The 12,412-nt window shown below is 44.2% G+C and carries 8 protein-coding genes; 2 read left to right on the top strand and 6 right to left on the bottom strand.

Annotated elements, in window-relative coordinates; all coding sequences use genetic code 11:
• Positions 1-41 precede the first annotated feature (41 nt).
• On the bottom strand, positions 42-947 hold the full coding sequence (locus Q0590_RS27320; RefSeq protein WP_302040820.1) for an OmpA family protein: 906 nt from the start codon (positions 945-947) through the stop codon (positions 42-44).
• A gap of 385 nt (positions 948-1,332) precedes the next feature.
• Here Q0590_RS27320 and Q0590_RS27315 point away from each other — a divergent pair, with 385 nt between their 5' ends.
• A complete protein-coding gene (locus Q0590_RS27315; RefSeq protein WP_302040819.1) occupies positions 1,333-3,201 on the top strand; it encodes a M61 family metallopeptidase in 1,869 nt (622 codons plus the stop codon).
• Positions 3,202-3,497: 296 nt separating this feature from the next.
• On the opposite strand, the gene Q0590_RS27310 is transcribed toward Q0590_RS27315, so the two are convergent.
• Together Q0590_RS27310 and Q0590_RS27305 are read right to left on the bottom strand one after the other, a co-directional pair.
• Positions 3,498-3,947 carry a hypothetical protein gene (locus Q0590_RS27310; protein ID WP_302040818.1) on the bottom strand — a complete coding sequence of 150 codons (450 nt, stop codon included), beginning with the start codon at positions 3,945-3,947 and terminating at the stop codon, positions 3,498-3,500.
• Positions 3,948-4,394: 447 nt separating this feature from the next.
• Complete coding sequence (locus Q0590_RS27305; protein ID WP_302040817.1) at positions 4,395-7,868, bottom strand: PAS domain S-box protein; 3,474 nt, start codon at positions 7,866-7,868, stop codon at positions 4,395-4,397.
• 221 nt (positions 7,869-8,089) lie between these two features.
• Here Q0590_RS27305 and Q0590_RS27300 point away from each other — a divergent pair, with 221 nt between their 5' ends.
• Complete coding sequence (locus Q0590_RS27300; protein ID WP_302040816.1) at positions 8,090-9,427, top strand: sugar porter family MFS transporter; 1,338 nt, start codon at positions 8,090-8,092, stop codon at positions 9,425-9,427.
• A gap of 74 nt (positions 9,428-9,501) precedes the next feature.
• Here the strand turns inward: Q0590_RS27300 and Q0590_RS27295 are convergent, their stop codons facing one another.
• The 3 genes from Q0590_RS27295 to Q0590_RS27285 form a co-directional block, all read right to left on the bottom strand.
• Positions 9,502-10,785, bottom strand: a complete 1,284-nt coding sequence (locus Q0590_RS27295) for a Gfo/Idh/MocA family protein (protein WP_302040815.1) — start codon at positions 10,783-10,785, stop codon at positions 9,502-9,504.
• A 176-nt stretch (positions 10,786-10,961) separates the two neighbouring features.
• Entirely contained in the window at positions 10,962-11,612 is a 651-nt protein-coding gene (locus tag Q0590_RS27290) for a sll1863 family stress response protein (protein WP_302040814.1), read from the bottom strand.
• Positions 11,613-11,764: 152 nt separating this feature from the next.
• Positions 11,765-12,112 carry a translation initiation factor gene (locus tag Q0590_RS27285; protein WP_302040813.1) on the bottom strand — a complete coding sequence of 116 codons (348 nt, stop codon included), beginning with the start codon at positions 12,110-12,112 and terminating at the stop codon, positions 11,765-11,767.
• Positions 12,113-12,412: the final 300 nt, after the last annotated feature.

Below are 12,412 nucleotides of genomic sequence, written 5' to 3'. Positions count from 1 at the left end.
TTCTTCATAGCACCTGTTTATACGTATTTACTTATCTAGAATTATTCATAGCGGATTACCATCACTACACGTCTGTTGAGGGCACGACCTTTATCTGTACCGTTGTCAGCTACTGGTCTGTTTTCTCCATATCCATCGGTAGTCATGCGGTCTTCGCCTACGCCTCGTTGAGCCAGGTACCGTTTTACAGAAGCAGATCGGTTCTGAGACAGCAGTAAGTTTGCCTGATCTTCCCCTACATCATCTGTATGGCCTTCCAGATATAGTAACGCTTTGGGGTTGTTTATCAGTACAGTAGCCAGATCATTTAATGAACTGAATGATGAAGATTTGATCACATCTTTGCCTGTTTCGAACAATAAGTTTTCAAATGCTTTTTTCAGCGCAGCTTTTTCTTCCGCTTTAATCTCCGGACATCCTTTGTTGGCAATTATTCCCGGCACATCTACACACAAATCATCGTCATCAAATACGCCGTCGCCGTCAGAATCTTTTTTGGGAGGAGCCGGGCAGCCAGCAAAACGAATAGGACCTGGCACTTCCGGACATTTATCTATATTATCTTTTACGCCATCGTTATCTTTGTCTCCCCAGGGGCAGCCAAAGTTTTCTTTCGGACCTGGTTCTGTAATACATTTATCTTCATAATCATACATGCCATCAAAATCGGTGTCATATGGACAGCCGAAAGGCGTTACTTTTTCTCCTTGCGGCGTGTTCGGGCACTTGTCTCTTCCGTTTGGTACGCCATCCTTATCGTCATCGTAATTGTAATAAGGAGAAACATAGGGTTTCGCTTCCGTCTTTGATTTCTTGGAGTCCCGTTTTGTGTCTGCATTGGCTTGATTTGAGGATTCTTCTATGGCTACAGTGGCCTCCTGAGCTACAGCGGCCGTGCATAGCGACAGACAAAAACAAGCGATTAGGGAACGTACTAATTCACGCATAGTTTACTGGTTTTGAGTAAGTATATTTTCAGAACTAATCGAAACTATTAATATTCTCAGGGATCAGAAAATTAGCTGCCGCCAGGGGTGTTGAAAGCATGTAAGAAACATAGGTTCTCCTAAAATAAAGCAAAGGCTTCTCTGTTTTTCCTCTCATCTCCTAACCGGTGACTGATTTTAGCCTACATGAATATATCAAGAGGATTCATCCATTATACTACTTGCTAAATAGGGAGCTTATTGTCCTTTGTTTGTAATAGCAGCATTAGCTATTTTTTTGAGGAAAGCTTTTTACTTGTTTGGAGGTGGGTTTTTACATAGTTTGCCTACAAATTTCCTTCAATGTATTTGCAGGCTGCTCTGCAAGACACCAAAAAGTTTATATATGCATCTACGCTTAACATCTGTGTTTACTCAGTCATTCCGGTCTTCCTGGTATATTGTTTTATTAGTGCTGCTTGCGCAAGCAGCCTGGAGCCAGCAGAAAACTTCCTATGAAATTTCGTTCGAGAATGCCGTACACCACGAAGCACACATTCAGGTAACTTTTTCAGGTTTGCCAACTAAACCTCTGGAAGTACTCATGAGCCGGTCGTCTCCGGGGCGGTATGCGCTGCATGAATTTGCCAAGCATGTATATGCGCTAGAGGCCCGCAACAGCAAAGGGCAAGTGTTAGCGGTAACCCGTCCTACTCCTTACGAATGGAATATAGCCAAGCACGATGGCACCGTTACCATTACCTATACCCTTTTCGGAAACCGCGCCGATGGTACCTATACTGGTATTACGGCGCTGTTTGCACACCTGAATATGCCTGCTACCTTTCTGTGGGCACGGGGGCTGGAGAATAAACCTATGGAAGTTAGCTTTAAACTGCCCGAAGGTAAAAACTGGAAGATAGCTACCCAGCTAAAGCCTGGAGCCAACCCTTCCACATTTTCAGCTCCTCATTTACAGTATTTTATGGATAGCCCTACCCTTGTTGGCAATTTCATTCAGCGGAAGTGGCAAGTGCTGGATGGCAGCAAAACCAGAACCCTGCAACTAGCCATTTTTAACGACGGCCCGGAAACTGTAGTGGATGAATTTACCCAAAAGTTGCAGCAGGTAGTGCTCGAGTTAAGGGCTGTTTTCGGTGAACTCCCGGAGTATGAATATGGCCAGTATACTTTTCTGGGGTCTTATATGCCTTATGTGTCTGGCGATGGTATGGAGCACCGGAATTCTACCATGATCTCTGGCCCTTCGGGTTTGCAGAATCACCTTGTTCCCTATCTGAATACGGCTGCTCACGAGTTCTTCCATAGCTGGAATGTAGAACGCTTGCGGCCCAGATCCCTGGAGCCATTTGATTTTGAACGGGCCAATATGTCGGGCGAACTGTGGTTTGCCGAAGGGTTTACCAGTTATTACGGCGACCTGGCCGTAAAGCGTACAGAAGCTATTTCACTGGAAGACTATGCCGGAGATTTGGGAGCTAACCTTAATTTTATGCTCAATGCGCCGGGCAGGCAATTATTCAGCGCCATAGAAATGAGTCAGCAAGCCCCATTTGTAGATGCCGCAGTCTCTATTGAACCCAACAACCGCCGCAACACCTATCTTTCGTATTACACATTCGGAAACATGCTTGGTCTTGCCCTGGATCTGACCTTGCGGAAAGAGTTTAACAACATCTCTCTGGATGATTACATGCGGCGGCTATGGAAAAAGTACGGAAAAGAAGAAAAACCGTATACGCTACAGGACCTTAAAACCACGTTGGGCGAATTAACAGGTAATCAGAACTTCGCTAACAGCTTTTTTAGCAGCTATATCGAAGGCAAAGAAACAGCTCCTTACCAGGCATTACTGGCACAAGCCGGGTTGCAATTACAAAAAGCGTATGCCGGCAAAGCCAGTTTAGGATTGGAATCTTTTAAATTTACCTCACAAGGTGCAACAGTTGGCGCAACCGTATTGCGGGGTGGACCTTTATATAAAGCAGGCCTGGAAAGCGGAGATATCATTACCCATCTGAATGGCAATGTTTTTACGGCAGAAGCTTACCAGGACCTACAGGCAGAAAAGAAACCTGGCGATGAGGTAAGCATCCGCTACATCCAGATGGGAACTCCCAAGGAGGGAAAAGTGACACTTATAGAAGATCCAACATGGCAAGTAGTAACTTATGAGGAGATTAACCTGCCCATAACCACGCAGATTACAAATTTCCGGCAAAACTGGCTGGCGAGTAAGGCAAAGCAAAAATAATTTCTCAGGAAAGCGTATTATCGATACAATATTTCCGCTAATGCCCACGAATTAAGAGGTAATGGGGGTATACACGTGCTTTTTATTCAGATATGTGTATACAGTAAGTGACCGGCTAGGTATTTATAAAAAGAAAAAGCTTTCCCAGAAGAAAAGCCTTTTGCCAATTACTATGTTTACATTATATTGAACGGTTATTTTTACAAACCGATGTATACCTTTTGCCATCCACTGGTAACACAACAGTAGCTCCTACTTTTGTCAGATAGGATATAACCATGTATGCGCTTTTTTATTTATTTGGGTAATGTAGCTAGTATGCCTGGTTTGATTTCTACTGAACGGACTATGGTACTCAGTAATTTAATCTGAAAACTATGTTTTTCGGTTTTATTCGACACTTCAATGGTGTATAGTCCCCCGGTTAATTTTGACATATTAAATCTGGTTACAGCTTTTTTATCGTTCAAGACAAATTTTCTAACCAGCATTTGGCCCTTCTCATCTTTTAACACCATCATTGCATAGCTTGCTGACAAGTTTTCCAGGCAAACCTTAAAAGTTAAGGGATCGTTGCTATGCACAATGGCTACCCGAAGGCTGGTTGGAGCTTTATGGCTGGTGCCATCTTTACTAATAGCTAATACATTGGCTTCAGTTTGTGCGGTTGCCTGGTTGGGAATCAAGATTAGTATGCCACCTACAGCTACTATAGCTATCTGGCAGAAAAAATTAAAAGTGTTCATTAGTCTAAAAGTTTGGACTAAAGAAAGATAGGCAAAGGAATGTTTACTTTTTTGCACATATGTATGCAATCATAGCAATAGGGTAACATCGCTAAATAAATGAGTAGCCTTAATCGGCACGAATAGAACAAATGTCTCTACTGGTAGCAGGTATGTATCCCTGGGCTATACTTGTGGAGTATCAGGCCAGACGTTGAGTTTATTCAAGCTCATACCCTAAAAACAAAACATGCGCAGATTGATATGAGTGTAAAGGTTGAGCAGTATTAACCGGATAAAGACACTTTATTTAGGGAAGAAGCAAGAGCCTAATGAAAGGGTAAGCGGATCACTTATTGCCTTACCCTTTCTAGTGCCTAGTTGGATGGGAGGAAGAATGTTGCCTTTACTCTTGTGATAGTGTATGCATAAGATAAGTTTACCTGTTTCGCTTTCTGCGCGGTTAAGTTAAAAAGTAGGCTTGGCTATCGTAAAATAGAACGTAGATCCTTCTCCTAATACTGAGTTTACCCAGATATGGCCATTATGCCGGTCTAATATACGTTTACAGATAGCTAGCCCAATTCCGGTGCCTTCGTATTTATCACGGGTATGAAGCCGCTGAAAAACCTGGAATATCCGCTGTGCATATGCCATATCAATGCCGATACCTGTATCGTGTACAGCAAATTGCCAGGCAGTGGGTTGCTCTTCTACCTGTATATGGATGGTTAAGGGTCTTTCATCCCTGAATTTAATGGCATTGTTGAGCAGATGTTCAAATACCTGGCTTAGCTGGTTGCCATCGGCAAAGATGGTAGGCATCGGGTCCCAGGTGATTGTAGCTTTTGCTTCCTGTATTTTTGGCTGCAGCATGGCATTTACCCGCAGGAGTATTTTTTCTACGTCTACCTCTGTAAAAGCTGTGCCCCGGGTGTTTACTCTGGAATATTCCAGTAGGGTAGTAATCAGTTTTTTCATCCGGTCGGCGGCATCCACAATAAACCCAATGAAGTCGTGGGCATCTTTATCCAGCTTATCTTTGTATTTCTTTTCCAGCAGGTTGGCAAACCCAGCCATGGTACGGATAGGTTCTTGTAAATCGTGGGAAGCAATGTAGGCAAACTGTTCCAGCTCCTCATTAGACCTGGCTAGCTCCCGGGCCCGCTGCTCTAACTCCTGCTGTACTCTTTTCAGGTTGGTAATATCCAGTATATAGGAAACACCTCGGTCTTTGAAGCCATCCAGTACGGCGCCCGCCAGCAGGATAGGTACCCGGCTTCCGTCTTTGCGATAGTATTCCTTTTCGTAGGCCGTAAAAATACCTGTCTGGTCCATTTCGGCAATTTTTTCTGCATCTTTGGCCCTGTGCTCTGGTGGAGTAAGAGCAATCCAGTTAATCCCGCCATTCTCCCAGTCTTCTCTGGTATATCCTATTATTTGCAGAAATAAGTCATTCACATCCAGAAAATTACCCTGCTTATCCCAGAATACAATACCAATAAGGTCCATTTCAAACATCCGGCGGAATCTGGCTTCGCTGAGGCGTAATACCTCCTGGCTTTCTTCCAGCTCTGCGTTTACCTGCTGAAGTTCAATAGCTTGCTGTTTCAACTCTTGCCGGAAAGTAATTTCTTGGGTAATATCCAGCACAAAGGCTACGGCTGTATCCTGAAATCCGGACAACAGTGAGGCGCCTACTAACACCGGAACCCGTTTTCCGTCTTTGCGGATGTATTCTTTTTCATAGGGAGTCATCAGGCCTACATTCATAATCTCGGCCCATCCTTTTGCATCCATACTCTCGTATTCCGAGGGAGTCATATCCCGCCAGCTGATCCGCTTAGTGTCCAGATCTTGCTTTGTGTACCGTACAATGTTTAGAAAGGCATTGTTGGCATTGAGAATTTGCCCAGAGTTATCGGTGAATACTATACCTATCATATCGGACTCGAACACGCCTCTGAACCTGGCTTCACTTTCCCGCAACTGTTTTTCCCATACTTTCCTTTCAGAGATATCCAACATAAAAGACACCCCTTGTTGCAGATCTTTCAGCATAGCCATGCCAATAATAACTGGTACCCGGCTGCCATCTTTGCGGATATATTCCTTTTCAAAAGGTTTTACCTCTCCGCTGGTTTTCAACTCTTCGGCTGCTTTTTGATCCAGATGAGCGTACTCAGGCGGGGTAATCGTTATCCAATCTATCTTACCCATCTCCAGCTCCTCCCGGGTATAGCCTAACATTTGCAGAAAAGAATCATTCGCATCCAGAATACCGCCTTTTGCATCCGAAAACTTAATTCCTATCAGATCAGATTCAAATAAGTGGCGGAATTTGGCTTCGCTTTGCCTCAGCTGTACCTGCTGTTTTTTCTGCTCGGTTATATTCAAAATAAAGGCTACCACACTTCCGGTATCTTTTAATATGGCGGCTCCTACCAGTACCGATACCCGGCTACCATCTTTACAATAGTATTCTTTTTCATAAGGTTGAACCATTCCCTGCTGCATCAGGGCGTTTACGGCTTTTGCATCGGCTTGCTTGTATTCCGGTGGCGTTAACTCCGGCCACTGCAGCAACCCATTTTCTAAATCCTGGCGGCTGTACCCCACCATCTTCAGAAAAGCATTATTGGCTTCTGTTATTTTATTGTTTTCATCAGCAAAGAGTACTCCCAGGATATCAAGTTCGAATATATGCCTGAACTTCGCTTCGCTTTCTTGCAGTATTTGCTGTTGTTTTTGTTGTTCTGTAATATCTACAACATAGGAAACGCCTTTGTTGGTAAATCCCTTCAGTAACGATCCCCCCACCAATATGGGTACCCGGCTACCATCTTTGCGGATATACTCTTTCTCATACGGCTGGTGCTTGCCAGAAGCGGATATTTGCTGGTAGGCTATGCTATCTTTATCGGCAAACGCCGCCGGGGTCAGTTCCAGCCAATTGATGTTGCCGGTTTCTAACTCTTGCCTGGTATACCCTATCATGTCTAGTAATGCATCGTTGGCATCACTTACTTTTCCATCAAGCTCCCAGAACATGGTGCCAATCATATTTGATTCAAAAAGTCCCCGGAATTTGGCTTCGCTTTCGCGCAGTAGTTTATCGGCATTTTTCCGGCTACTTATATCCCGAATAATCATTTGTATAGCTGGTTTCCCCTCATAGGAGAAGGGAACTAAAAGCAGTTCTGTATCGGCCAGCTGGCCATCTATCCGGAGAAATTGTTGCTCGAAAAGAGGCACTTTTTCTCCCTTTGTTAACAGGTAGAGCTTGCCGGTGATAGTGGCCTTATCGGCATCTGGAACAAATGTTGTTATGTTTTTTCCTAGCAACTGACTGGCATCACCGGCACCCAGCAATTGTAACGTAGACGGATTAGTGTATACAATTTTGTCATTTTGGTAGATTATCACACTATCAAACAGTTCTCGTAGGGTGTTGTACCGTTCTTCGCTTTCTTTCAGGGCCTGCGTAGATTGTTGAATAGCCTGCTCTTTCTGAGCCAGCTCTTTTTCCTGGGCAGCCAACTCCAGATGTACTTTATCCCATTGCTCTTTGGTAGGCAGAGTAAGGGCTTTGGGGGTAATGCGGATTAACAAAAAAGCTGTGCCTACAGAAGCAATAGCTGCGATAACTTTTATGATGCCCTCTACTTGGTAGAGCGGATGCCAGACAGTGACTATGCTCATCATATGAATAATACCGCAGCTGTACATAAAAACACAGAACAAAACCAGAAGCTGCCGGTAGCGGAAATCGGTTCTTTGCCTGGCTATAAAAATGAGGTATAAGGGAATAATAAAATACACTGAAGCAATAAGTGCATCAGAAACTACATGGGTCCATAAAATACCTGGCTTCCACAAATACGAATCGCCATGTGGCGTAAACCCGGTAGAAACGAACAATTTATCAAAGAAATTTTTCATGCAACTATGGTAGAATAATGTATCGTAGCATACTCAACGGATAAACTAGTGTAAAAATACAGTAAATAAAAAAAATCCTGTATTGCGTTAAACTTCCTTGCTCTAATTCGATTGTTAAGGGAGTAGGGATGTACAAAATTTTTATGAGCCTACCCGTATGTTTATAAACATTTTAAGATAGATTTGAAATTTACAGGTAAACGTTTTACTAGTTTTCACTTATGCATCAAAATAGAGTTTTTTTCTGGTCTATTGTAGTGGCTTTGGGAGGCTTCTTGTTTGGATTTGATACAGCCGTTATCTCAGGCGCTGAACGTTCTATACAAGAACTCTGGCAGTTGAGTGTATTCGAACATGGCCTTACCATTTCTATTGCCTTAATTGGCACTGTCTTAGGCGCCTTGTTTGGTGGTATTCCTTCAGACCGCTTAGGCCGGAGAAAAACCCTTTTCTGGATTGCTGGTTTATACCTGGTATCGGCCATTGGCTCAGCAGTAACTTCCGACTGGCTTACCTTTATGTTTTTCCGCCTGATTGGTGGGCTAGGTGTGGGGGCGTCTTCGGTAGCGGCACCTATGTATATCTCAGAAATATCGCCTGCCCATTCCAGAGGCCGCCTGGTAGCCTTATTTCAGTTTAATGTTGTGTTTGGCATTATGGTTTCCTACCTGTCTAACTACTTGCTGGCTGGCACTGGTGAAAACGACTGGCGCTGGATGCTGGGCGTGGAAGCTATTCCTGCGCTGGCTTTCCTCATTGCCTTATTTTTCGTGCCGGAAAGTCCCCGGTGGTTACTTATTAAGAAGGGGCGCAGAGACGAAGCCAGAGACATCTTACTAGCGGCCAATCCAGCTGGTACCGATGTGGATGCCATGATAGCCACTATTGTGGAAGCAACTACCCGTGCAGCAGGCGAAACAGAAAAGCCACCGTTCTTTTCCAGGCAATACCGTACGCCTATTATGCTGGCTGTACTGTTTGCTGTGTTTAATCAGGTATCCGGCATCAATGCGATTATCTACTATGCGCCCCGTATTTTTGAAATGGCCGGGCTAGGAAAAAGTTCTGCCTTGCTCTCTTCAGCGGGCATAGGATTCATTAACCTGCTTTTTACCATGCTGGGCATGAGCCTGATTGACCGCTTTGGCCGCCGCACCCTGATGCTTATTGGTTCTGTTGGGTTAATTATAACCTTAGGCCTGGTAGCCAAAGCGTTTTACTTTGAGGAATTTGGCAATTTTTCAGTACCAATCTACCTTTTTGTATACATTGCTTTTTTTGCTCTTTCGCAGGGAGCCGTTATCTGGGTATTTATTTCGGAAATATTTCCTAACGAAGTACGAGCTTCCGGGCAAGCGCTGGGCAGTTTCACCCACTGGTTCATGGCAGCCGTTATCGCCTTTACCTTCCCTTACTTTTCCGAATCTCTGGGAGGTGGCAATACTTTCTTGTTTTTCTGCTCAATGATGGTATTGCAACTGTTGTTTGTCTGGCGGATGATGCCGGAAACCAAAGGCACTTCCCTTGAGCAGATCGGCAAGCAAGTAGTGGTGCAATAAATCGACAGAAAGGCAGTGGACGTTGGGCTACTGGTAGAGTCTTGTATACTCCCGGATGCCAGCTGTCTGAGTTGTTACACCAGATCCCATTTTTTCCGGTATTTTCTGGACAAAAGGGTATTGGCTTCTTTATCGGCTTCAAACTTTTCTTTTTCTGAATTCCAGTTCAACTTTCTGCCTAAGCGGTAAGAAATTAACCCCAGATGCATAGGCAAGGTCATTTCGCGGGCATACGCCAGGCTGGACTCAGGTTGCGTCCGTGTTTTTATGGCATCAATAAAGTTTTGCTGATGTCCCGGCGAACGGGTGATTGTTTGCGGCACCTCTGGCAGGTCTGTTACTGCTTCGCCATTTATCCGGATTTCACGGGTAGCATAGTCGCACAGCAAGGTTCCTTTCTCACCTTCAAAATAAGCCCCTATACCCCGTTCGGCTGCTCCAGGCATGTCTGGCGGCTGGCTTGTCCAGTAGAGTTTTAATCCATCAAACTCATAGTCTATATCTATCCATTTGGGTGCATCGGCTATATCTTCTGCTTCTTCGCCACGGGCAGCTATGGTTTTTAAGCCCTTTGGGGCCAGAGACCAGAACACAATATCGGCTATGTGGCACCAGAAATCAGCAAATACGCCTCCTGAATAATCCAGAAAATAGCGGTATGTTTTATGGCAACGTTGCGGGGTGTATTCCGAGTAAGGCGCCGGACCCAGCCACATATCCCAGTTGAGTTGTTTGGGAGGAGCCTGGTATTGAGCAGCACCTAGCTGCGGCGGCAATCCCGTTTTCCATAACCTGACCGTATGTACCTTGCCCAGCGCTCCAGACTTAATAATTTCTGCTACCCGGTGGTAGTTGTCTCCGGCATGTATTTGTGTACCCAGCTGGAAAATCCGGTTGTGACGGGTAAGAGTACGGAGCATATGTTGGCCTTCTTCTACATCATAAGACAGCGGTTTTTCGCCATACACATCTTTTCCAGCTTTAAAGGCCAGGGTAGCTATTTGTGCATGCCAGTGGTCGGGTGTAGCACAGGTAATAGCATCTATATCTTTCCGGTCTAATATATGCCGGAAGTCTTCGTACCCTTTTGCTTTGGCACCTGGCTTCCGTTGTTCCAGACTTTTGAGAGTGCTTGCCAGGTGATCCGCATCTACATCACACAACGCTACAATTTCTACCTCAGGCAGGGCCGCAAACCATTGCATATGCTGGTTGCCCATGCCTCCTAAGCCTATGTGAGCTATACGTACTTTATCGCTGGGGGCCACCCGGCGGGCATACTCTGGAAACAAGCTCAGACTTATCGCACTTAAACTGCCTTGTTTTAAAAATTCCCTTCTGGTAATGAAATTTGCCATGGTGCATTAAAACTGTTACCGAAAATTTACTCTGTCAAGGTAATAAAATATTTCAGGCACTGCTATACTTTCAGGCGGCAATTATTCCTTAGTTGTTTACCTATTATAAAACAAAAATGGCTGCTCTCCGGAGAGGCAGCCATTTTTTAGCTGGTTGTGTTCGTAAGAAGCGTTAATTAATCTTTAAAGTTATTTTCTGCTTTGTCTGCAGCAGCTTTCAGATCTTTAACGGCATCATTTATACCTTTTTTCATATCTTTCCAGGTAGACTCACTGGCATTTTCTAATTCTTGCAGTTTGTTATCCAGGTCGCTTCTTTTAGTTTCCAATTCGTTGATCTCTTCTTTGGTTTCTTCTTTTGCTTCCTGACCATTAGCACTCATTTTTTTCTTTAGCTCAGCTATTTTGGTGTCTAGCTTGCTGGTCTCTTCACGGATAGAAGATACAAACTTATCTTTGGTTTCTTCTAATTTTGAAGAAGCATTATCTGCTGCATCATCTGCATCATCTTCCAGTTCGCTACCGGCTTCTTTTGCTTCAGTAGCAGTTTTATCCGCAGCATCCTCTATATCATCGCCGGTATTTTCAGCAGCTTTTTCTATATCATTGCCAGTTTTTTCGGCGGCCTTCTCTACATCGTTACCAGCTTTTTCAGCTGCATTTTCTACATCATTGCCTACTTCTTCGGCATCGTCTTCCATTTCTTCTACGGTGTTGCTATCGCTGGTTCTGGCATTGTTCTGAGAAGAACAGGCAGGAGCAAAAGCTACAGCTGCAGCTATAAAATATGGAAAGGCAGGTTTCAAGAGTTCATTTAACGTTTTCATAATTCCAGTTTAGTTAAAGTCAAGTTTAAGGTTAGTTAATTTTTATGCTTGATATGGGAAGTAAACGGGGAATATTGAAATAGGTTATACTCTGGATAATTACCGGCCATTAATTTTTGCAAGACAAAAGCTGGAGGCAGCGATTGCAAGCCCTATCCTCCTATCTTTTTAGCTTTATATCCTTCGGCCTGCAAAAGCTGCAGAATTTTATCCCGGAAATCGCCTTGGATGAGTATTTCGGCATCTTTGGCACTGCCGCCTACACCGCATTTTGCTTTCAGCTTTTTAGAAAGTGTTTCCAGATCGGCTTGTGTGCCAATAAATCCGGTGATCAGCGTTACTTGCTTGCCTCCCCGGGATTTTTTGTCGAGTTGCACCTTCAGATTTTGTTGGGCCGGGGGCAGGGTTTCGGGTTCACTTCCGCCGGTATAGGTATATTCGAAGGACTGATCTGTGGAATATACCACGCCTTCTCTGTTCTTTTTTATGTCTTTTGCCATGGTAGGTATGGTTATGTACGGTTCTGCAAAGGTGCACTATTTTTAAGAAAAATCCCCCCTCTCCCGAGAATGGGGGAGAAAGGGGTACTCCCTAAAATGGGGGATATTAGTGAAAGCATCAATTTATTTAGGCAAAGTTGGATATACGCATTATACCTGTTTCTGTAGAGCAGGGGTATGACTTTCCGAAAATATGGTCTTTATTACCTTTTGCCAAAGGTTATACTGTGCCTGAAAAAAGCTTAGTATACCCCATTTAAGGCTTTTTCAGGTGTGTATTGAAAGCCGCCTCTTTTTGAA

This window comes from Rhodocytophaga aerolata (assembly GCF_030503435.1).
Classification (GTDB): Bacteria; Bacteroidota; Bacteroidia; order Cytophagales; family 172606-1; genus Rhodocytophaga; species Rhodocytophaga aerolata.
The sequence above is the reverse complement of the archived record's forward strand: the minus strand, read 5'-3'. Positions and strand labels throughout refer to the sequence as shown.

Excerpts from the sequence above, each read along its gene's own strand:
- Q0590_RS27305 (WP_302040817.1), bottom strand. The coding sequence starts at position 7,868 with ATGAAAAATTTCTTTGATAAATTGTTCGTTTCTACCGGGTTTACGCCA.
- Q0590_RS27295 (WP_302040815.1), bottom strand. The coding sequence starts at position 10,785 with ATGGCAAATTTCATTACCAGAAGGGAATTTTTAAAACAAGGCAGTTTA.
- Q0590_RS27315 (WP_302040819.1), top strand. The coding sequence starts at position 1,333 with ATGCATCTACGCTTAACATCTGTGTTTACTCAGTCATTCCGGTCTTCC.
- Q0590_RS27320 (WP_302040820.1), bottom strand. The coding sequence starts at position 947 with ATGCGTGAATTAGTACGTTCCCTAATCGCTTGTTTTTGTCTGTCGCTA.
- Q0590_RS27290 (WP_302040814.1), bottom strand. The coding sequence starts at position 11,612 with ATGAAAACGTTAAATGAACTCTTGAAACCTGCCTTTCCATATTTTATA.
- Q0590_RS27285 (WP_302040813.1), bottom strand. The coding sequence starts at position 12,112 with ATGGCAAAAGACATAAAAAAGAACAGAGAAGGCGTGGTATATTCCACA.
- Q0590_RS27310 (WP_302040818.1), bottom strand. The coding sequence starts at position 3,947 with ATGAACACTTTTAATTTTTTCTGCCAGATAGCTATAGTAGCTGTAGGT.
- Q0590_RS27300 (WP_302040816.1), top strand. The coding sequence starts at position 8,090 with ATGCATCAAAATAGAGTTTTTTTCTGGTCTATTGTAGTGGCTTTGGGA.